Raw genomic sequence first — 19,345 nt, 5'->3', positions numbered from 1 at the left:
TTGTCAGCTCGCCGGAGCGATGATCTGAATCAGGTTGCCGCACGTGTCGTCGAACACCGCGGTGATCACCGGGCCCATCTCGGTGGGCTGCTGAGTGAACCGAACGCCGAGGCCGATGAGCCGATCGTATTCTGCTGCAACATTGTCCACCGCGAACTGCGTGAACGGGATGCCGTCCGCGAAGAGTGCATCCTTGAACGGCGCGGTTGCGGGATGACCGCTGGGCTCGAGTAGCAGCTCGGTACCTTCTGGATCCTGCGGTGAGACGACCGTGAGCCAACGATCGGGTCCACCCATGGATACATCGTGTTTGACGACGAAGCCCAGTATGTCGGTGTAGAACGTCAGCGCCTTGCTCTGATCGTCGACGAAGACGCTGGTGATGTTGATTCTCATGCCGGTCCCTCACCTCTCGGCCCGCCGGCCAGTTCGACAGCGACGTCGAGGTGGCCGAGGTGACGGGCGTATTCCTGCAGTACATGGAAGCAGATCCAGATCAGAGTCGGCCGCTCATCGGTGAATCTTCCACCGAGCGTGGCCAATTCGTCCATCCGGTGTGTGCTCAATACTTCTTCGGTGAGCCTGGCACCGTCGTCGAGCCTGGTCAGGAGGGTCTCGGCGTCCACCTCGGCCGGCACATGCCAGGAGCCGTCCTTCTCGTCACCCCACGGCGCGTCGACTGCCCTGCCGAGAAATCCCCACACGAACCAGCGCTGCTCCATGTGCACCAGATGGGTCAGCATCTGCAGCGGGGTCCACTCCGAGGGAACGGCTGTGGTGGTCAGGGAATCGCCGCTCAGGGCCGTGATTCGCCGAACCAACTCGCCGCGATAGAAGCGTAGGTACTCGCGAAACAGGTCGGCGGGATCGGAGAGGGCGGAGTTCGGTTCGGGAAACGTCGTCAGCTTGGCCATGGTGCTATTCCGCGTGCACTGAGCGTTGTTGGCTCATTCGCTCTTGCGCTGCTCGCGGGCGATGCGACGCTGCTCCTCGGCGCGGGCGCGGCAGCGGCGTAGGAACTCCTCGTCGCTCTCCTGCGACTGGGCGACTGCTCGGCCGGGTTTGGCGTCGTACTCGGGGTATGCCGACGCAGTGCGAGGTGCACCGCTGCCACCCCAGATGCCGCCGCCTTCGGGTCGTCCCACGACGAGCCACGCGATGGAGCCGGCCAGCGGCAGGACGATGACGAGCAGCAGCCACACCATTTTCGGAAGGTGGCGGATGCCGGAGTCGTCGGCGGTGATGACGTCGATCAGGCAGAAGATGGCCATAAGCATGATCAGCAGGCCGAGATACGGCACGGGCGTCCTCCAGGGTGTCGAGACCGTGCGGTCGGTCTTCCGCGACTATCAGATCACTCGTTGTACCGCGGATCAAGTGTCCAGGTTCAGCCGAACACCAACAGTGCCGCGAGCGTAAGCATCATGATCCCGATCCCGAGGTCGAGGATTCGCCAGGCCAGCGGCCGCGCGAACAGTGGACTGAGCACTCGTGAGCCGTAGCCGAGCGCGGTGAACCACAGAATGCTGCCCAGCACCGCGCCGACGGCGAACCACCACCGCAGGTCTCCTGGCTGACGGTTGCCGATCGAACCGAGGAACACGACGGTGTCGAGGTAGACGTGTGGGTTGAGCCAGGTCAGTGCCAGGCACGTCGCTACGGCTGCGATCAGTGAACCGCCGCCGTGCGCCTCGGCCGTCATGGTCGATGGCGTGCGGGCCCGGTTCAGTGCCATCAGTCCGTAGACGAGCAGGAACAGCGCACCGAGGATGGTCACGACTCGCAGAGCGACGGGGAAGCGGTCGACGAGTACTCCGATGCCGGCCACCCCGGCGAGAATGAGCACCGCGTCGGACAGGGCGCACACCGCCACCACCGGCAACACGTGGGTGCGTTGCAGGCCTTTGCGCAGCACGAACGCGTTCTGCGCGCCGATGGCGACGATGAGCGAGAGCCCCACGCCCAATCCGGTGAGGGTCGATTGTGCGGCGGCAAGCGATGTCATGACGGCAACGCTAGAAGAGCACTCCGATTAGGTCCAGCGAATGTATTTCAGGAATGATTAGCGTATCTTCATCTGATGGAGATCGAGCAGCTCAGGGCCCTGAAGGCGGTGGTCGACGGCGGGACGTTCGAGGCCGCGGCTCGCGCGCTGCACGTGACGCCGTCGGCGGTGAGCCAGCGAATCAAGTCCCTCGAACAGTCGTTGGGCCGTACCTTGGTTCAGCGAAGCAAACCGGTGGTGGCCACTCAATCCGGCATTGCTGTGCTGCGTCTGGCGCGCCAGATCGATACGTTGACCGACCAGACTCGGGCAGAATTGAACGACGACGGCAGGGCTGCTCCGATTTCCCTTGCCGTCAATGCGGATTCGATGGCGACGTGGGTGTTGCCGGCACTCGCGCCACTGGCGGGCCAGGCGACCTTCGACCTGCATCGGCAAGATCAGGATCGTACCGCTCAACTGCTGCACGACGGGATCGTCTCTGCCGCAATAACATCGGTCGCCGATCCGGTTCGTGGCTGCACTGTTCGACGCCTCGGTGTGATGCGCTACCGTCCGTCGGCCACGCCCGACTTCGTCGAACGATGGTTCCCCACCGGGGTGACGGCGGCTGCGTTGCGGGTCGCCCCGGTGGTGGTCTTCGATGCCGACGACCGGTTGCAGGACAACTATTTACAGCGATTCGATGTCGAACCGCACGAGCCGCCGCGGCACCTGGTGCCGGCATCCGCGGACTACGCGCGTGCCGTCGATCTGGGATTCGGCTGGGGCATGATCCCCGATCTGCAGGCCCGCGACTCGCTGAAGTGCTTCGACAACAACGGAATCGACGATGTGACGTTGTACTGGCAGCAGTGGTCGCTGTCGTCTGCTGCACTTCAGCGAGCAGCCGATGCCGTCGCGGCAGGGGCAGTGCGCATGCTGTTGTAATTCAGGCCGGACTGTCGTTCGCGACGATCTCGGGCAGTCCGTCGCCGACGGGATCGAGAATCGCTGCCGATCGAGCACCCCACCGCTCGTGTGCAGACTGCCGTGACATGCCGACAGCGGTGCCGATGGTCGCCCAGGTTGCACCCTGAACTCGCAGTACCACAACGGTTTCGAGTCCGTCGAGCCCCGCCGCCAGTTGTACGCGAAGACTCAACAGGTGCCACGCGAGGCCGCGTCGTGCGGGCAGATCGGTCGATTGGTCGGCCTCCCATTCCGGTGTTCCCGGCAGGGGGCCGGTGCCGATGATCTCGTCGGCGATGCGTCCGGCCTCGGTGGCCGCTGCTGTCACGACCTCCCGCGTTGCCGCGGTGATGTCTGCCTCGATGGCGAGGGTGATGGGATCCATGATCGACCTCCTGTGTCAGGTACAGCCTGACACCGGGTTGGTCGTGCTGTCAAGGTTTACCTGACATCGGCTTGATCAGGCACCGATAATCGCTGTACCCAGTGGTGTCGCATTGTTAGCTTGTGCCGATGACCATTCGCTATCACGTGACCTCGGTGCTCAACCGTGAGTCGATTCGACGGCACGGACTCGACTGGAGTCGAATGGGTGCCGCTCGCGGTATCGCCGGTAGCTACCAGCCCGAGCAGGAAGGTTGCTTTCTGGCGGCCGATGCGTGGGAACGTGATTGGTTCGTGGGCATGAACAACACCGGTGGACCGGTCGATGTCTGGGAAGTCAGTGGCGTCGAAGACAGTGATCTCGTGCAGTCGCCGGAGAACTTCTACTTCCGTCCCGGTGTCATTCCGACGTCCCAGATTCGGTTGGTGCAGAAGGACATCGAGCCCGAGCGCTAGAGCATGCTCAGCACCCGATCGATGGAGTCGACTGCCTGGGTCAGCTCGGCTTCGGTGATCGTCAGTGCGGGGCGGAATCGCACTGCCGCGTCGCCGCAGCCGAGAGCCAGCACGTGTTCCTCGGTACGCAACAGCTCGATCACTCGGTCGCGCGTGGCGGCGTCGGGCAGGGAGAAGGCGCACATCAGACCGCGTCCACGGACCTCGGAGACCACTGTGTGTCGAGTTGCCAACTCCTGCAGCATCGTCAGCAGTACGTCCCCGAGCTCACCGGCACGGGAGATGAGCTTCTCGGACTCGACCACTTCCAGGATTCGACGCGACCGCACCATGTCGGTGAGATTGCCACCCCACGTCGAGTTGATGCGAGAGCTGACAGCGAAGACGTTGTCGTCGATGTCGTCGACTCGGCCGCCTGCCATGACGCCGCAGACCTGCACCTTCTTGCCGAAGGCGACGACATCCGGGACCACGTCGAGCTGTTGGAAAGCCCATGCGGTACCGGTCATTCCGGCACCGGTCTGAACTTCGTCCATGACGAACAAGGCGTCGAACTCGTGGCAGAGGTCGCGCAACTTCTGCAGGAAGCGAGGCCGGAAGTGGTGATCTCCACCCTCGCCCTGGATGGGTTCGATGATGGCGCAGGCGATGTCGTGTGGGTTGGCCTCGAAGGCCAGGCGGGCGGCCGCCAACGATGCGTCCTCGAGTTGGTCCATGTTCGCGTCGGATCTGATGAACGGGGATGGGATTCGCGGCCAGTCGAACTTCGGGAAGCGGGCAACCTTGTTCGGGTCGGTGTTGGTCAAAGACATCGTGTAACCCGAACGGCCGTGGAACGCGTGCTCGAAGTGCATCACCTGCGACCCCAGCGAAGGATCGATGCCGTGACCCTCGTTCCAGCGTGACTTCCAGTCGAACGCCACCTTCAACGCGTTCTCCACTGCCAGTGCACCGCCCTCGACGAAGAACAGGTGGGGGAGTCGCGCGTCACCGAGGACGCGCGCGAAGGTGTCGACGAATCGAGCCATGGGCACGGTGTAGATGTCGGAGTTGCTGGGCTTGTTCATCGCTGCCTGCATCAGATCCGCTCGGAACTCCGGGTCGTCGATGAGGGCTGGATGGTTCATGCCCAGGGCGTTGGACGCGAAGAACGTGAACAGGTCCAGGTAGCGGGTGCCGTCTCTGGCGTCGACCAGGGTGGAACCGGTCGAGGCATCGAGGTCGAGGACCAGCTCGAAACCGTCGGCCAGTAGGTGGTCACCGATCACGTCGCGAACGTTGGAGGCGTCGATCGTCACTCCGCTGCGCTGTAATACTTGCGTCATGACGTCGAAGATACGCGTTAATATTCCGTAAGCAAGCCCAATGGACAGGAAATTATACGGTTGTGACCGTCATCGGTAGGCTGATCTCCGACGGTTCGGTTCTCTTCACGGAAGGTGTACGCGCATGTCTGCATCCATCACCCACGACGAGTTGAGTGTGCGCACTCGCGCCATCCTCGACCGGCTGGGTGCGACGATCGCGCTCGACGCCCCCGCGGGACCCGACGCGATCATTGCGCGCTCGCCCATCACCGGTGGGAATCTGGCGTCGCTGACCTCTGCGTCGGCAGCCGACGTCGAGGGCGTCATCTCCGACGCACGTACCGCGTTCGTGTCGTGGTCGCAGGTGCCGGCCCCTGCGCGCGGACAGGTGATTCGGGAACTCGGCGAACTGCTACGTGTGCACAAGGAGGACCTGGGCGCGCTGGTGTCCATCGAGGCCGGAAAGATCGTCTCCGAGGGCCTCGGTGAGGTGCAGGAGATGATCGACATCTGCGACTTCGCCGTCGGACTCTCGCGTCAGCTCTACGGCAACACCATTGCCACCGAGCGGCCCGGGCATCGCATGATGGAGCAGTGGCACCCGCTCGGGGTCGTCGGCGTCATCACAGCCTTCAATTTCCCTGTAGCGGTGTGGAGTTGGAATATTGCTCTTGCGCTCGTCGCAGGCGATACCGTCATCTGGAAGCCGTCGGAGAAGACTCCTTTGACGGCCGTCGGAGTGCAGGCGCTGTTCGAGCGTGCCGCCGCCGCTGCCGGAGTGGATCCCAAGATCGCGCAGCTGGTGATCGGTGATCGCGCGTCCGGCGAAGCGCTGGTGGACGATTCACGCGTCGCACTGGTCTCGGCAACCGGCTCGACCAGGATGGGCCGAGCGGTGGCACCGCGAGTTGCCGAACGATTCGGCCGAGTGTTGCTCGAACTCGGGGGCAACAACGCGGCGATCGTGACGCCGTCGGCCGATCTCGATCTGACGACGCGTGGGTTGGTGTTCTCGGCCGCCGGAACGGCCGGTCAGCGCTGCACCTCGCTGCGACGCGTCATCGTGCATTCCTCGGTCGCGGACGAGTTGGTCGGCAAGCTGGTCGCGGCGTACCAGACGCTGTCGATCGGATCCCCCTTGGCAACAGACACTCTGGTGGGTCCGCTCATCGATGCCGGTGCGTTCGCGGGGTATCAGAAGGCGCTCGAAGCCGCGGTATCCGACGGCGGATCGATCGTGGTCGGCGGGGAGCGAGTGAACGTGGTCGACGAATACTCGTTCTACGTTCAGCCCGCGATCGTGACGATGCCCGCGCAGACCGACATCGTCAAGCACGAGACGTTCGCGCCCATCCTGTACATACTGACGTACGAGACCCTCGACGAGGCAATTGCCTTGCACAACGATGTGCCGCAGGGTCTTTCGTCGTCGATTTTCACCACCGACCTGCGTGAAGCGGAGCGTTTCCTGTCCGCAGCCGGCTCGGACTGCGGCATCGCGAACGTCAACATCGGACCCTCCGGCGCAGAGATCGGCGGAGCCTTCGGCGGAGAGAAGGAAACCGGCGGCGGACGCGAATCCGGTTCCGATGCATGGAAGGCCTACATGCGCCGCGCAACCAACACCGTCAACTACTCCAACGAACTGCCCCTGGCGCAGGGAGTGAAATTCGGCTGACGGCATGATCGGCAGTATGAAAGTACTGTCGATGCTCCTGGCCGGTTTTGTCGTCGGCTATGCCATCAGTGACATCGGCCCGTTCGACTCTCTGTTGAGCAGCACCGCGGAACTCCGTTCGTTCTGGGCAATTGTCAACGGGCTGACCGTCGTTGCGATTTCTGCCTGCGTGGCCTCGGTCGCGCTGGCGCGTGCGAGCGCGCGCGCCTCGATCGTTGTGGCGATCGCATCGGTGCTCGTCGTCGTGTTCCAGACCGTCGGAATGGTGACCGGATTGCTCGGCCAGTGGGCCGGCGCACTGGCCACCGGTGCATTGCTCGCCGCGGCTGCGGTGTTGGCCGGGCGGCATCGAGGTGCACAGGCCGCGTTGGCAGTTGCCGTCCTCGGGGCCGGTCTGCTCGGTGGCGCACTGGATGCGTTGTTGGAGGCGAACGACGGTCCCGTGTTCGTCTGGGATGTGGTCGGTGCCGAGGACGACGTGAGCCCACAGCGGGCGATAGTGATGGTGATCGTCGCGTCGGGCACCGCGGTTGCTCTGTTCCTGGCGCACCGCCACGAGGAACTACAGCCGTACGAGACCCGGCGAATTCTGTTGGTCGGCATTCCATTGCCGGTCGCGGCGGGAGTCCTGAGCTGGATTGCCGCCAGTCACAACGCCGGGAGCGAGGTCTGGCTCGGCAGCCTCGCCGGCGTGACAGCAATTGCATTGCTGGCCTCGTTCCTGATCCCCGGGCGCGACGGCCGCGTGCTGCTGGTGCTCGTCGCACTGTCGGCGTCTGCGCTCGGCTCGTTCGGCCTGGCCGCTGAAGACAGTGCACAGCTGGCTCTGAGTGTGGGCCTGCTGATCGTCGGAGCAGGGATCGGGTTCCGGTGGCCGCAGCTGTACATCGGACTGGGCGGGCTGCTCCTGATCGCTGTTGCGGCCGTTGTCGAGGGTTACTTCGAGGTGCCGACAGGAACTGAATTCATTCTGCCGTTCGTCGCCGCGTTCGTGGTGGTGTCCGCTCTGACGACCTCACCGGGTTCACTGGCACTCTCGTTGCCCGCGCTGTTCACGATGACCCTGCCGGTGACGGTGTATTCCGCAAGCTTTCAGACTGCCTCGGCATACGACCGCGCAGTCTTCACGACCACGACCGAGCCCGACCACCTGGTGTTGTCGGTGGCCGGGCTCGTGGTTGTTGCGGTGATGACGGGTGCCTGCGCCCTGCTGATGCGTCGGCCCGCCGTCGTGAGCGGAACCTCGTAGCGGAGAACGAGGTTCCGTTCACCTAGGGAGCAGGAACCGCCGCCGTCGTGGTCGGAACCGCAGTCTCGGGTGCTACTGCAGCGGGTGTCTCGGTCGGGGTGACACAGAGCGGCGGTGCACCCTCGACGGGCGTCTCACCCTCGACGGGGACGGTGCACTCGGGGGTTACGACCGGCTCGGACGCCGGTGCCGGTGCCGGTGCTTCTGCCGCGGGTGCAGGCACAACCGGAACCGTGGTGGTCACGACGGGTGTCGAGGTTGCCGGGGCGGTCGTCGTAGCCTTCGGAGTTGCCGTTGCCGAGGTGGTCGCGGGTGCCACGATCGTTTCGATCGCCGCACGTCCCGCCTTCTCCTGAACCGCTGCGGACTTGATCGGCTCGCCCCTGTTGGCCTCTTCCGCCAGCTGGGTCAACCAGGCCGCGGCGTACTGCACCGAGGTCAAGGGCTTGCCGTTGGCCGCGTCGGCGTCACGCCAGTAATCGAAGTGGTGTCCCGATCCGGGGCCCAAGGTGAGGCCGTACGGGTCGTTCATGATCACCGGAACGGTGTTCTGGTTGGAGGCGATGAATCCGGTGATCTCGCGGAAGATCTTCTGCGGCAGGTATGCCAGGTCGACCATCTGGCCGGTTTCGATCGGCTCCTGCTCGCCGTCGACCTTGGCCGCGACGGGAGTGGTGACGGTGCCGGGCTTGTAGTTCGGCTCGGACACCTTGATCAGCACGTCGAGGAATGTCTCGTCGCTCTGCATCCAATTGGGCTGCGAGGCGATGTCGTTGAAGGCGTTGACTGCGATGCGTCCCAGGGCCAGTGCCAGATCTGCACCGGTGGCGGGGGTGAGCTGCTCGTTCTGCAGTGCGTCGGCATTGACCTGACGACCGATGTTGGCGGCAAGATGAATCAGCGACGTGTTCTCCGGCAGTGCACAGGTGAGGTCGCCGTCGGAGCAGAAGGACGCCACTCGGCCGTCGAGTGCTCCGAACCCGCCGGACGTGCCGGGCAGTGCGCCCTGGCCGGGAATTGCGTTGTTGCCGTTCTGGTACTTGGTGTCGAAGCCGTCCGGGTTGCTGAACGGGTTCTCGGCGCCGGGGAACGGGCCTTCTCCCGAGACGCGTCCCGCGTCGGCGAAGATGACGACTCCCACGACCTGCGAGGGATCGACGATTCCGTACTTGCCGTCGGCTCCGGCAACCTGGTTGCCGACCTCCATGGCGGTTCGGCGAGCCACGTCCGCGCCTTCGCTGTAGCCGACGATGGCGAAGCGGGTCTTGGGGCAGGACGCCGTGATCGACTTCATGATTGTCTGTGAGTTCGTCACACCGGTCTGGACGGCGTTCTCGTAACTCGCCAGGTCGGCTGGGTATTCGACGTACACCGCGGCGTAGGAGTCCGGAACCACGTTGCCGTTGTTGGGCGCACGCACGGCCTGGTCGATCCAGTCGCTGGAGTAGTCACCCGACATCGCTGCGGGGAGCCGCTCGCCGTCGGGGGTGGTGAGCCACTTGACGCCTTCGCGAGGAGTGTCGCCGCGGCCGCCGATCGCGATGCTGACCATGTCGTAACACGTCGCGGTCGACACCAATTCGATGGAGGCTTCTGTACTCGTGGAGGACGTGGACCACGGCGCGGCGATCACCACTCCGGCACCGAGTGCTCCGATTGCGAACGCGCTCAATGCAACGCGCACTCGCTTCGACTTGCCAACATTCATGTTTGCGATCCCCATCATGTCCGCCCGAACCGATCCCCACTGCAGTTGCCAGTGGGTTACCCGACATTTCGTCCATCGGATCGTTCGCGTTACAAAGCGCATCATTTACCGTCGTGCGCATGGCAATTCACCCCCGAATGACATCGATGGAATTCGACCTGATCGATGGATCGACCTGCGTTCTGCGCGAGGCTGTGGCGTCGGACCTGGATTCGATCGTGGCGCTGCTGGTCGACGACCCGTTGGGCGCAGTGCGCGAGTCGGCCGACGACATGGATCGGTATCGCGCTGCGCTCGAGCACATCTCATCGGACCCACGGAACCTGCAGGTAGTCGCGGTGCACGGTGACGCGGTGGTGGCAACGCTGCAGCTGACCCTCATTCCCGGGCTGGCGCGAGGGGGCGCGTTGCGGGCGCAGATCGAGGCAGTTCGAGTGGACGGTCGGTGGCGCAGCCGGGGACTGGGCGGTGTGCTGATCAGGTGGGCGATCGACGAGGCCGCGCGGCAGGGATGCGCCCTGGTGCAGCTGACCTCCGACGTCAGTCGCACGGACGCGCATCGCTTCTACACCCGTCTCGGCTTCGTCGACTCGCACGTCGGCTACAAGATGCAACTCGAACCTACCGCTTAGATACCCTGGGGGGGTAGGGTAGGCCTATGAACTCAGGACGGCAGGAACTCGACGCCCCCACCAAACTCGTCGGGTTCTTCGTAGGGATCGCATTTCTGTTCCTTGCTGCCCTGTTCGTCGGAGACACGATCGGGCCCGACGCCCCGGCCGCCACCGCGGCCCCGCACACCGGTCACGATTCGCACGAAGCACCCGAGTCGACCTCGATTCCGGCCGGGCTACAGGCCACCCAGGACGGCTACACCCTCGGGCTCGATCGATCCGTCGTGGAGTCCGGCCCGGCCGTACCGGTCGCTTTCACGATCCGGGGACCGGACGGGGCTGTTCTGACCGACTACGACGACATGCACACCAAGCAACTGCACCTCGTCGTCGTGCGTCGCGATCTGACGGACTTTCAGCACGTACATCCGACGCGTGACGCGTCGGGGACGTGGTCGACGGCTCTCGATCTCACCCGGCCCGGGCCGTACCGTCTGTTCGCGGACTTCACTCCGGCCGGTGGAGAGAACATCACCCTGGGGGCAGAGCTGACCGTGCCCGGCGACTATCGGCCGCAGCCCCTGAGTCCACCGAATGTGACATCGAGGGTCGACGGTTACACCGTGACGCTCGCCGGTGCGGTGACCGCGGGCACGAACTCGACCGTCTCCCTGACGATCGAGCAGGACGGCCGCGAGGTCACCGACCTCGAGCCGTACCTCGGTGCCTACGGACATCTGGTGGCACTGCGGGCCGACGACCTGGCCTACCTGCACGTACACCCCGAGGACGGGCCGCCCGGTCCGACGGTCGACTTCACCGTCGATGCACCGACCGCGGGAACATATGCGCTCTATCTGGACTTCCAGCACGCAGGCGTCGTGCACACGGCCGAATTCACCATCGAAGTACGGGAGGGGCAGGCATGAGCCAGGAAACCGAACTGATCCTGGGTGGCATGACCTGTGCGTCGTGCGCCAACCGCATCGAACGCAAGCTCAACAAGCTCGACGGGGTCTCGGCGACGGTCAACTACGCCACCGAGAAGGCACGCGTCACCAGTGACGGCGTGGCCACCGAGGATTTGATCGCGGCCGTCGAAGCCGCCGGATACACCGCCACTGTGCCTGCCGCCGAGCCTGCCGCCGAGCTTCCCACCGACCCACTGAAACAGCGGCTGATCGTGTCGGCGGTGCTCAGCGTGCCGGTGATCGCGATGGCGATGATTCCGGCGTTGCAGTTCACCAACTGGCAGTGGCTCTCGTTGACTCTCGCTGCGCCCGTCGTCGTGTGGGGGGCATGGCCGTTCCATCGCGCCGCGTGGACCAACCTGCGGCACGGCACCTCGACCATGGACACCCTCGTCAGCATGGGAACCCTTGCTGCGCTGGGATGGTCGTTGTACGCACTGTTCTTCGGAACCGCAGGAACACCCGGTATGACGCACCCCTTCGAGTTCACGATCGCGCGGACCGACGGGGCGAACAACATCTACCTCGAGGCCGCGGCGGGCGTGACCACGTTCATTCTCGCCGGCCGCTGGTTCGAAAGTCGATCCAAGCGTCAGGCCGGGGCAGCGTTGCGTGCGCTGATGGACCTCGGTGCCAAGACGGTCTCGGTTCTGAAAGGTGATGAAGAACAACAGATTCCGATCGAGCAGTTGGCCGTCGGCGATCTGTTCGTCGTCCGCCCGGGTGAGAAGGTGGCCACCGACGGCATCGTCGAGAGTGGGTCCTCCGCCGTCGACCGATCGATGCTGACGGGTGAGTCCGTGCCCGAGGAAGTCGGCGTCGGCGACGCCGTGGTCGGTGCAACGGTCAACGTCGGTGGCCGAATCGCAGTGCGGGCAAGCCGAATCGGCGCAGATACCCAGTTGGCGCAGATGGCGAAGGCGGTCGAGGACGCGCAGACGGGTAAGGCGCAGGCACAGCGTTTGGCCGATCGCATCTCCGGCATCTTCGTGCCGATCGTCATCGCGATCTCGGTCGCCACACTCGGATTCTGGCTCGGTGCGGGCAGTTCCGCAGCAGGTGCGTTCACGGCTGCGGTTGCGGTGCTCATCATCGCGTGCCCTTGCGCACTCGGATTGGCCACGCCCACTGCGCTGATGGTCGGCACCGGCCGGGCTGCGCAACTCGGCATCCTGATCAAGGGCCCGGAGATTCTCGAATCCACCCGCCGAGTGGATACCGTCGTGCTGGACAAGACGGGAACCGTCACCACCGGCGAGATGACACTGCACTCGGTGCACGTGGCCGACGGCGAGGACGAGGACGTGGTCCGTGCCGTGGCGGCAGCGTTGGAATCGGGTTCGGAGCACCCCATCGCCCGTGCCATCGCGGGTTCGACCCGGTCCATGGCGGTCGAAGAATTCACCAACGTCGAAGGCCTCGGGGTGCAGGGCGTCGTGGGCGGTCGTGCCGCGGTCATCGGGCGTCGCTCGTTGTTGGCCGACTGGTCGATGCCCCTGCCGACAGAATTGGCGGACGCCTTCGAGACCGCCGAACGTGAAGGACGCACTGCAGTCGCCGTCGGCTGGGACGGCAGGGCCCGCGGAGTGCTGGTGGTCGCCGACTCGGTCAAGCCGACCTCGAAGCAGGCCGTCGCGGAACTGCGGGCACTCGGCCTGACTCCCGTCATGCTGACCGGCGACAATGAGGCCGCCGCGCGCACGATCGCGACCGAGGTGGGAATCGACCAGGTCATCGCGGGCGTTCTGCCGTCGGGCAAGGTCGAAGCCGTTCGTGAACTGCAGGCGTCGGGCAAGGTCGTCGCGATGGTCGGCGACGGCGTCAACGACGCGGCCGCGCTGGCCATGGCCGACCTGGGCCTCGCGATGGGGACCGGCACCGATGTGGCGATCGAGGCCAGTGATCTCACCTTGGTGCGCGGTGATCTGCGGGCCGTGGGAGACGCCATTCGGCTCTCACGACGCACGCTGAGCACCATCAAGGGCAACCTGTTCTGGGCCTTCGCCTACAACGTCGCGGCTGTGCCGCTGGCCGCTGCCGGCCTGCTCAACCCGATGCTCGCCGGTGCCGCGATGGCACTGTCCTCGGTATTCGTGGTGAGCAACAGCCTGCGATTGCGCCGGTTCCGTTCGTCGATGTGACTGGTTGGTAGCAGCGAACGGCTTGCTAGTACAGGATGGAGCCATGTCCGACGCACACGATGTCCCCATTCGCGACGAATCGATCAGATTGGGTCAATTCCTCAAGCTCGCCAACCTCATCGAGTCCGGTGCCGAGGCGAAGGGCGTGATCGCCGACGGTTTGGTCAGTGTCAACGGGGATGTGGACGTGCGGCGCGGACGGCAGTTGCACCACGGTGACGTCGTATCGGTCCAGGGCGGGCCTTCTGCCCGCGTGAGCAAGGAAGAGGCACTGTGAAGGTCGGTAAGAGCGGACTGCCGCGCAACGAAGTCCCCGGAGCATTCGATGTCGGCGCAAAGGCGTACGACCGACTCGTCGGAGCGAACCCCGGCTATCACGACCACCTGCTCAAGTCGGCTCAACGCCTGCGGATCCCTGATCTCGGTGCCGGCCTCCGCCTTCTCGACATCGGCTGCGGCACAGGTGCATCCACTGCCGCACTGCTCGAAGCCGCGCCGCATGCCCAGATCGTCGCCGCCGATGCGTCCGCCGAAATGCTCGACGTGGCCCGCAGCAAGGACTGGCCGTCGAACGTGACGTTCGTGCACTCGCGTGTCGAGGACCTGGCGGTCAACGGGGTCGACGGACCGTTCGACGCAATCCTGGCCGCGTACCTCATCAGGAACGTCGACGAACCGGACACCGAGCTCAAATCGCTTCTGTCGCTGCTGCGTCCGGGATCGACCATCGCGTTCCACGAGTACTCGGTACACGATTCGCTCCGGGCCAGGATCTCCTGGAACGTGGTGAGCTGGGGAATCATCATTCCGCTCGGGTGGCTGGCGACACGCGACGCCACGCTGTACCGGCACCTGTGGCGAAGCGTTGTGACGTTCGACGGCGCGTCGGCCTTCATGCGGCGGATGCAGCGCGCCGGCTATACCGGCATCGCCAGAGAGACGATGACCGGATGGCAGAACGGTGTGGTGCACACGTTCCTCGGCTCTCGTCCCACGGAGGAAGAGCGTTGACCGATTCGAAAAGGGTCACACATTCTGCGCCGCAGGGATACTCGGATGCGGGTCAGCTGGCGGACGTGCCGCATGTGGTGGTGGTCGGTGGTGGCATCGCCGGGCTGAGTGCCGCGACAGCTCTGGCCGAACGTGGTGTGAAGGTGCACGTGGTCGAGCGCGAGAGCTACCTCGGTGGCCGCGTCGGCGGGTGGGACACGACGCTGGAGGACGGGTCGCCCGCGACCATGAGCCGCGGCTTCCACGCGTTCTTTCGGCAGTATTACAACCTACGAAACCTGTTGCGCCGCACAGATCCCGCGTTGGCCCGGTTGCGTCCGGTGGACGACTACCCGTTGATAGACGGCGACGGCCGAATCGACGGATTCAAGGGTCTACCCGATACGCCGCCGCTCAACGCCTTCGCGTTCGTCAAGCGCAGTCCGACGTTCCGGTGGAAGGACCTGACCGACCTCAACGGCATCGCGGCACTGCCGCTGATGACGGTGAGCGTGCCCAAGACGTTCGACGAGCTCGACACCACCCCGGCCGCAGAATTCCTGCGCAACATCAACTTTCCAGAGGCGGCGCGGCACCTCGCCTTCGGTGTGTTCTCTCGAAGCTTCTTCGCCGACCCCGAGAAGATGTCCGCTGCGGAGCTGGCGATGATGTTCCACATCTACTTCCTAGGCTCCTCCGAGGGGTTGATCTTCGACGTTCCACGCGACCCGTATCCGCAGGCGCTGTGGAACCCGCTGGGGGAGTACCTCACCGGACTCGGTGTCGAGATCAGGACTTCCACCCCGTGCGGTGAGATCACCCGCGGCGGGCTGCGTAAGTTCCGCGTCGATGCAGGCGGAATCATCGATGCCGACGCTGTGGTTCTCGCCGCTGACATCGCCGGATTGCAGAGCGTGCTCGTGCAGTCACCCGAGCTCGGGACGTCCGCGTGGCGGGAACAGGTTGCTGCGCTGCAGAACACACCACCGTTTCTGGTGCACCGAGTGTGGTTGAGCAAGGCCGTCAACGCAGATCGACCTGCCTTCATCGGCACCGGCGGAATGCCCCCGATCGACAACATCAGTGTGCTCGAACGTTTCGAGGACGAGGCCGCGCAATGGGCTGCCCGCACCGGCGGCTCCGTCGTCGAACTGCACGCTTACGCCGCCGAGGAATCCGAGGAGGTCACGCGGCAGCAGCTGATGGACAGGATGCACGAGATCTATCCGGAAACGGCCGCAGCAAAGGTGGTTGCCGAGCGGTCCGAATGGCGGGACGACTGCCCGATGTTCGGCCTCGGCGCTTTCGCCGAACGGCCTACGGTCCGCACTCCCGAACCTGCGCTGGTACTCGCGGGTGACGGCATCCGCATCGATCTGCCGGTGGCGTTGATGGAACGTGCGGCCACCACCGGGTTGCAGGCTGCGAACACCCTTCTTGCGAGCTGGGGTATCGCTGGCCACGACATCGAAACTGTGCCCACGAGTGGACGATTCAAGATGTTCGATGCCATCGAAAAACTTGTGAACCGGTGACGTCGGAGCTGCGGATCGAGGTCGACGATCTGTCGCGTCCGCAAGTGCATGCACTGCTCACCGAGCATCTCGAGGACATGCACGCCACCTCGCCTGCCGAGAGTGTGCACGCCCTCGATCTCTCCGGTCTGAGCGGACCGGATGTCACGGTGTGGACAGTATGGGATGTGAACACGCTCTGGGGCATTGCAGCGCTGAAGGAACTCGACCCTGAGCACGGCGAGTTGAAGTCGATGCGCACGTCGGCGGAGGCGCGGGGACGCGGAGTGGCGTCGAGTCTGCTCGTGCACGTGCTCGACGATGCGCGTCGTCGCGGGTACGTGCGGGTGAGCCTGGAAACGGGAACCCAGGACTATTTCGCTGCCGCCCGCAGGCTGTATGTGCGCCACGGATTCGTCGAGTGCCCGCCCTTCGCGGACTATGTGCTGGATCCGTCGAGCACCTTCTTTTCGTTGTCCCTGTAGATGTTCCGATGAGAAGGGCCGGCACGGAGTGTTCGGTGCCGGCCCTTCTCATCAGGCTGCGTGCTGTACGTGCGGGTAGAGATCGTCGTCGAGAGGCTCGGCTCGACACTGATCGAGCACATCGGCCGTCGAACATTCCCTCATGCTCGTCTCGGTGCCCACCACCGTGCGCCACCACTGCTCACGGTCGGTCGATTCCGCCCACACCACTGCATCGGATTCCATTGCACATCACCCCCACTGCCGTGTCGTGGTCGGTTCAGGCCGGTTCGTGTTCGATGGACTTCTGCTCGCCTGTCGACTCGGTGCGAGCGATGTCGATCTTTCGCGGCTTCGCACGCTCCGCGAGTGGGATCGTGACCGACAGAACGCCATTGTCGTAGGACGCGGAGATGCGCTCGGTATCGACGCCGTCTCCCAGCGCAACCTGGCGCCTGAACGTGCCGGCGAAGCGCTCCGAGGTAATCCACTGCACGCCAGTGCTTTCCGGAGTAGATCGATGAGCGGTGAGTGTAAGGGTGCCCCGATCGACGTCGACGTCGATCGATCCGGGGTCGACACCGGGGAGGTCGGCACTGAGCACGTAGTGATCATCGACCTTGTACAGGTCCATCGGCATGAACCGCGGGGCGCGGTCCGAACCGGACGAGGCACCCAGCATCGCCGAGGTGAGGGATTCGACATCACGGAACGGATCGAAACGAAGCACAGCAACCACCTCCTGTACCCAGATGCACTCGCCCCTGTGGCGAGTCGCTCTTGACTGTGCAGAACAGAAATTAGCACTCTCCCCCTGCGAGTGCCAAGAAGAATTCGGAGGTTCTCAGAAATTTTTCAGCACCAATAGTGCTGCGCTGCAGTGAGGGTCGCTGCAGAAGGCAGCGGTTTGTTACTTTGCTCTTGCGCTAAGTGATGCGCCAGGGATAGTGTGCCCTATGGCTCAGTATTCGACGGTTCTCGACGACGTGTTCCAGGCGCTGGCCGATCCGACTCGGCGCGCGGTTCTGGGTCGGCTCGGGTCGGGACCGGCAACCGTGGGAGAGCTCGCCGAACCGTTCGACATGACCCTGCCGTCCTTCATGAAACACATTCACCTGCTCGAGCGCAGTGGCTGGATCAGTACCCGCAAGGTCGGCCGCGTCCGTGCGTGCACGATCGAGCGAGCCAACTTGGACGTGGCCGGTCACTGGCTCCTGGAACAGCGGGCCGTCTGGGAATCTCGCACCGATCGCCTCGAACACTTCGTCACCGATACCTCGAAAGTAAGTGAAGCGCAATGACATCGATCGATCCTGCTCTTGACCTGACCATCTCCCGCATCATCAAGGCTCCGCGCGCCGCCGTATGGGACGCCTGGGTGGACTCGTCCAAATTCGAGAAGTGGTGGATTCCAGAGCCCGCGCTGTGTCGAGTCGCTGCCTGGGATCCGAAGCCCGGTGGTGCTTTCCGCACGCTGATCAGCGAATCCGGCGGTCCGTACGAGCCCCATATCGACGGTTGTTTTCTTGCCGTGGACGACGGTGAGCGCATCGTGTTCACCAACTCCCTCGTCGAAGGTTGGCGCCCGGCACCGCAGCTCTTCATGACCGCGGTGATCACTTTCTCCGACCACTCCGACGGAACGGAGTATCACGCGCACGTGATGCATCGCAACGAAGAAGACCGAAAAATGCACGAGGAGTACGGATTCCACGACGGTTGGGGAACCGTCATAGGTCAACTCGCTGAGTTCGTCGAGGGTCAGGCCCGCCCCGTCGAGCGCAGTTCGTAACGGCGTTCGGCGTAATCCAGATCGTCCTTCCACAAGCGTGCGGCGGTGAAATTCATCGCCGGCCGTAGCAACCCGGATACCTTGCGTGCCATCTGGAATCCCGGGCGATCGGAGCTGGCGATGGTCGCTTCGATGACGGCGGTGCGCGGGGTCCCGTCGGGCGCGGGCGAGAGTGGGGTTGCGTGCGTCTCGACGACGCTGCCCGCTCCTTCGCCGTCGAGGATGCGCATGACGATGGTGCGGGGGCCCGGGCAGACGAATTCGGCCCGCACCGGAACTCCGACGCCACGGCTGACTCGGAAGGTCACGTCGACGAGAAAGCGATCGTCCTCGTCGGGCACGTCGATCTCGGTGGGCGCACTGACCACCTTCAGGCGTGCGAAGGAGTACGGGTGGAACCACGCGCCGTGCCAGGGATCGAGACGATTGGCGATGATGTCGTCGGGCTCGCACTTGCCGACGAGAGTGACCACCCCGGCGATGGCGGTCGATGCGGGCGGACGAATCGGGACCACGGGAACGGGCGTCGGCTCCTCACCGCCGAGCTCGTCGAGCCGAACCCACACCAGAACCCCGTCGTCGAATGCGGGAACCGGACGCCAACCGGCCTTGCCCTTCGGCCCGAGCGCAAGACCGTGCCAACGACACACCAACGCATCGCACTCGATCTTCGCCGTGTCCAACGCGGCACCGAGATGCGGACACGCGCCGGGGCCGATGTGCACCTTGCCCGCAGAGTCACGCCAGGCAACCAGTTCGGTGGTGCCCACATAGCGACCGAACGGCTTGTCGGCCTTGACGTCGCGACTGGCGGCGAACACGAACCAGTTGCCCGAGGTGCGCGTCTTCGCACGCTTGAGAGCAGACTCGATGACCTGGGGATTCGCGCCCTTCCAGGTGGGCTCCTGCTTGGCCCACGACTCCGACGGCAACGGCTGCAGAGGCATCGTCTTCGGCCACCGTCGTCGTACTGCATCCAGCGCGGTCATTGCTGCTCCCAAAGTCGACAGTCGTTTTCCCGTGTTCCTTCCCCATTGTTCCCGTTCCGCTCCACTCGATGTGACATCTGGTGGCCTTTTCGGGGGTCGATGTCACATCGAGTGGACTCGGGTGTGTGGTGT

General features: G+C 64.5%; 23 protein-coding genes. 13 read left to right on the top strand and 10 right to left on the bottom strand.

What is annotated here, in order from left to right; all coding sequences use genetic code 11:
* Nucleotides 1–3: 3 nt before the first annotated feature.
* The 4 genes from CH275_RS07435 to CH275_RS07420 all read right to left on the bottom strand — a co-directional run bounded on the left by CH275_RS07435 (nt 4) and on the right by CH275_RS07420 (nt 2,005).
* A complete protein-coding gene (locus CH275_RS07435; protein ID WP_094676673.1) occupies nt 4–396 on the bottom strand; it encodes a VOC family protein in 393 nt (130 codons plus the stop codon).
* Nucleotides 393–914 (bottom strand): mycothiol transferase, encoded by a 522-nt coding sequence (locus tag CH275_RS07430; RefSeq protein WP_094676671.1) that lies wholly within the window; start codon nt 912–914, stop codon nt 393–395. The genes CH275_RS07435 and CH275_RS07430 overlap by 4 nt, the downstream gene beginning before the upstream one ends.
* A 33-nt stretch (nt 915–947) precedes the next feature.
* Nucleotides 948–1,301: a PLD nuclease N-terminal domain-containing protein gene (locus tag CH275_RS07425; RefSeq protein WP_032401614.1), complete on the bottom strand. Its 354-nt coding sequence runs from the start codon at nt 1,299–1,301 to the stop codon at nt 948–950.
* An 86-nt stretch (nt 1,302–1,387) separates the two neighbouring features.
* On the bottom strand, nt 1,388–2,005 hold the full coding sequence (locus CH275_RS07420) for a LysE/ArgO family amino acid transporter (RefSeq protein WP_094676669.1): 618 nt from the start codon (nt 2,003–2,005) through the stop codon (nt 1,388–1,390).
* A 75-nt stretch (nt 2,006–2,080) separates the two neighbouring features.
* Here CH275_RS07420 and CH275_RS07415 point away from each other — a divergent pair, with 75 nt between their 5' ends.
* Nucleotides 2,081–2,935: a LysR family transcriptional regulator ArgP gene (locus tag CH275_RS07415; RefSeq protein WP_179276031.1), complete on the top strand. Its 855-nt coding sequence runs from the start codon at nt 2,081–2,083 to the stop codon at nt 2,933–2,935.
* A gap of 1 nt (nt 2,936) precedes the next feature.
* On the opposite strand, the gene CH275_RS07410 is transcribed toward CH275_RS07415, so the two are convergent.
* Nucleotides 2,937–3,341, bottom strand: coding sequence for a hypothetical protein (locus CH275_RS07410; protein ID WP_094676665.1), 405 nt, complete (start codon nt 3,339–3,341; stop codon nt 2,937–2,939).
* A gap of 128 nt (nt 3,342–3,469) precedes the next feature.
* Between CH275_RS07410 and CH275_RS07405 the strand changes: the two genes are divergently transcribed.
* Nucleotides 3,470–3,796 carry a hypothetical protein gene (locus tag CH275_RS07405; RefSeq protein WP_094676663.1) on the top strand — a complete coding sequence of 109 codons (327 nt, stop codon included), beginning with the start codon at nt 3,470–3,472 and terminating at the stop codon, nt 3,794–3,796.
* Here CH275_RS07405 and lat read toward each other — a convergent pair.
* On the bottom strand, nt 3,793–5,121 hold the full coding sequence (lat, locus tag CH275_RS07400) for an L-lysine 6-transaminase (RefSeq protein ID WP_094676661.1): 1,329 nt from the start codon (nt 5,119–5,121) through the stop codon (nt 3,793–3,795). The two genes, CH275_RS07405 and lat, sit on opposite strands and share 4 nt — an antisense overlap.
* A 124-nt stretch (nt 5,122–5,245) precedes the next feature.
* Here lat and amaB point away from each other — a divergent pair, with 124 nt between their 5' ends.
* A complete protein-coding gene (gene amaB / locus CH275_RS07395; RefSeq protein ID WP_094676659.1) occupies nt 5,246–6,781 on the top strand; it encodes an L-piperidine-6-carboxylate dehydrogenase in 1,536 nt (511 codons plus the stop codon).
* A gap of 16 nt (nt 6,782–6,797) precedes the next feature.
* Nucleotides 6,798–8,030, top strand: a complete 1,233-nt coding sequence (locus CH275_RS07390) for a hypothetical protein (RefSeq protein ID WP_143546706.1) — start codon at nt 6,798–6,800, stop codon at nt 8,028–8,030.
* 22 nt (nt 8,031–8,052) lie between these two features.
* Here CH275_RS07390 and CH275_RS07385 read toward each other — a convergent pair whose 3' ends face one another.
* Nucleotides 8,053–9,753, bottom strand: coding sequence for a cutinase family protein (locus CH275_RS07385; protein WP_094677277.1), 1,701 nt, complete (start codon nt 9,751–9,753; stop codon nt 8,053–8,055).
* A gap of 104 nt (nt 9,754–9,857) precedes the next feature.
* On the opposite strand from CH275_RS07385, the gene CH275_RS07380 reads away from it, so the two are divergent.
* The 7 genes from CH275_RS07380 to CH275_RS07350 are packed head-to-tail and all read left to right on the top strand — an operon-like array spanning nt 9,858 to nt 16,453.
* Nucleotides 9,858–10,370: a GNAT family N-acetyltransferase gene (locus tag CH275_RS07380; RefSeq protein WP_256990904.1), complete on the top strand. Its 513-nt coding sequence runs from the start codon at nt 9,858–9,860 to the stop codon at nt 10,368–10,370.
* A 26-nt stretch (nt 10,371–10,396) separates the two neighbouring features.
* On the top strand, nt 10,397–11,281 hold the full coding sequence (locus tag CH275_RS07375; RefSeq protein WP_094676655.1) for a hypothetical protein: 885 nt from the start codon (nt 10,397–10,399) through the stop codon (nt 11,279–11,281).
* Nucleotides 11,278–13,464, top strand: coding sequence for a heavy metal translocating P-type ATPase (locus CH275_RS07370; RefSeq protein WP_094676653.1), 2,187 nt, complete (start codon nt 11,278–11,280; stop codon nt 13,462–13,464). Before CH275_RS07375 ends, CH275_RS07370 begins: the two co-directional genes overlap by 4 nt.
* Before the next feature lie 43 nt (nt 13,465–13,507).
* On the top strand, nt 13,508–13,741 hold the full coding sequence (locus CH275_RS07365) for an RNA-binding S4 domain-containing protein (RefSeq protein ID WP_094676651.1): 234 nt from the start codon (nt 13,508–13,510) through the stop codon (nt 13,739–13,741).
* On the top strand, nt 13,738–14,475 hold the full coding sequence (locus CH275_RS07360; RefSeq protein WP_094676649.1) for a class I SAM-dependent methyltransferase: 738 nt from the start codon (nt 13,738–13,740) through the stop codon (nt 14,473–14,475). The genes CH275_RS07365 and CH275_RS07360 overlap by 4 nt, the downstream gene beginning before the upstream one ends.
* Nucleotides 14,472–15,989 (top strand): NAD(P)/FAD-dependent oxidoreductase, encoded by a 1,518-nt coding sequence (locus tag CH275_RS07355; protein WP_094676647.1) that lies wholly within the window; start codon nt 14,472–14,474, stop codon nt 15,987–15,989. Before CH275_RS07360 ends, CH275_RS07355 begins: the two co-directional genes overlap by 4 nt.
* Nucleotides 15,990–15,997: 8 nt before the next feature.
* Complete coding sequence (locus CH275_RS07350) at nt 15,998–16,453, top strand: GNAT family N-acetyltransferase (protein WP_256990934.1); 456 nt, start codon at nt 15,998–16,000, stop codon at nt 16,451–16,453.
* Between the two features lie 51 nt (nt 16,454–16,504).
* Here CH275_RS07350 and CH275_RS29400 read toward each other — a convergent pair whose 3' ends face one another.
* Together CH275_RS29400 and CH275_RS07345 are read right to left on the bottom strand one after the other, a co-directional pair.
* Nucleotides 16,505–16,678 carry a hypothetical protein gene (locus CH275_RS29400; protein WP_179276030.1) on the bottom strand — a complete coding sequence of 58 codons (174 nt, stop codon included), beginning with the start codon at nt 16,676–16,678 and terminating at the stop codon, nt 16,505–16,507.
* Between the two features lie 34 nt (nt 16,679–16,712).
* Nucleotides 16,713–17,162, bottom strand: coding sequence for an Hsp20/alpha crystallin family protein (locus CH275_RS07345; protein WP_094677271.1), 450 nt, complete (start codon nt 17,160–17,162; stop codon nt 16,713–16,715).
* A gap of 226 nt (nt 17,163–17,388) precedes the next feature.
* Between CH275_RS07345 and CH275_RS07340 the strand changes: the two genes are divergently transcribed.
* Both CH275_RS07340 and CH275_RS07335 read left to right on the top strand, forming a co-directional pair.
* Entirely contained in the window at nt 17,389–17,733 is a 345-nt protein-coding gene (locus CH275_RS07340; protein ID WP_094676645.1) for an ArsR/SmtB family transcription factor, read from the top strand.
* Nucleotides 17,730–18,224 (top strand): SRPBCC family protein, encoded by a 495-nt coding sequence (locus tag CH275_RS07335; protein ID WP_094676643.1) that lies wholly within the window; start codon nt 17,730–17,732, stop codon nt 18,222–18,224. The genes CH275_RS07340 and CH275_RS07335 overlap by 4 nt, the downstream gene beginning before the upstream one ends.
* Here CH275_RS07335 and CH275_RS07330 read toward each other — a convergent pair.
* Nucleotides 18,194–19,213 (bottom strand): DUF5914 domain-containing protein, encoded by a 1,020-nt coding sequence (locus CH275_RS07330; RefSeq protein ID WP_179276029.1) that lies wholly within the window; start codon nt 19,211–19,213, stop codon nt 18,194–18,196. The genes CH275_RS07335 and CH275_RS07330 overlap by 31 nt on opposite strands.
* Nucleotides 19,214–19,345: the final 132 nt, after the last annotated feature.

Origin of the sequence: Rhodococcus sp. 06-235-1A, from assembly GCF_002258785.1 — a bacterium.
In the GTDB taxonomy this organism is placed as follows: Bacteria; Actinomycetota; Actinomycetes; order Mycobacteriales; family Mycobacteriaceae; genus Rhodococcoides.
The sequence above is the reverse complement of the archived record's forward strand: the minus strand, read 5'-3'. Positions and strand labels throughout refer to the sequence as shown.

Coding starts and splice junctions, on each gene's coding strand:
- amaB (WP_094676659.1), top strand. CDS start 5,246: ATGTCTGCATCCATCACCCACGACGAGTTGAGTGTGCGCACTCGCGCC.
- CH275_RS07410 (WP_094676665.1), bottom strand. CDS start 3,341: ATGGATCCCATCACCCTCGCCATCGAGGCAGACATCACCGCGGCAACG.
- CH275_RS07365 (WP_094676651.1), top strand. CDS start 13,508: ATGTCCGACGCACACGATGTCCCCATTCGCGACGAATCGATCAGATTG.
- CH275_RS07370 (WP_094676653.1), top strand. CDS start 11,278: ATGAGCCAGGAAACCGAACTGATCCTGGGTGGCATGACCTGTGCGTCG.
- CH275_RS07340 (WP_094676645.1), top strand. CDS start 17,389: ATGGCTCAGTATTCGACGGTTCTCGACGACGTGTTCCAGGCGCTGGCC.
- CH275_RS07430 (WP_094676671.1), bottom strand. CDS start 914: ATGGCCAAGCTGACGACGTTTCCCGAACCGAACTCCGCCCTCTCCGAT.
- CH275_RS07330 (WP_179276029.1), bottom strand. CDS start 19,213: ATGACCGCGCTGGATGCAGTACGACGACGGTGGCCGAAGACGATGCCT.
- CH275_RS07375 (WP_094676655.1), top strand. CDS start 10,397: ATGAACTCAGGACGGCAGGAACTCGACGCCCCCACCAAACTCGTCGGG.
- CH275_RS07335 (WP_094676643.1), top strand. CDS start 17,730: ATGACATCGATCGATCCTGCTCTTGACCTGACCATCTCCCGCATCATC.
- CH275_RS07435 (WP_094676673.1), bottom strand. CDS start 396: ATGAGAATCAACATCACCAGCGTCTTCGTCGACGATCAGAGCAAGGCG.
- CH275_RS07390 (WP_143546706.1), top strand. CDS start 6,798: ATGAAAGTACTGTCGATGCTCCTGGCCGGTTTTGTCGTCGGCTATGCC.
- CH275_RS07420 (WP_094676669.1), bottom strand. CDS start 2,005: ATGACATCGCTTGCCGCCGCACAATCGACCCTCACCGGATTGGGCGTG.
- CH275_RS07385 (WP_094677277.1), bottom strand. CDS start 9,753: ATGGGGATCGCAAACATGAATGTTGGCAAGTCGAAGCGAGTGCGCGTT.
- lat (WP_094676661.1), bottom strand. CDS start 5,121: ATGACGCAAGTATTACAGCGCAGCGGAGTGACGATCGACGCCTCCAAC.
- CH275_RS07405 (WP_094676663.1), top strand. CDS start 3,470: ATGACCATTCGCTATCACGTGACCTCGGTGCTCAACCGTGAGTCGATT.
- CH275_RS29400 (WP_179276030.1), bottom strand. CDS start 16,678: ATGGAATCCGATGCAGTGGTGTGGGCGGAATCGACCGACCGTGAGCAG.
- CH275_RS07380 (WP_256990904.1), top strand. CDS start 9,858: ATGGCAATTCACCCCCGAATGACATCGATGGAATTCGACCTGATCGAT.
- CH275_RS07415 (WP_179276031.1), top strand. CDS start 2,081: ATGGAGATCGAGCAGCTCAGGGCCCTGAAGGCGGTGGTCGACGGCGGG.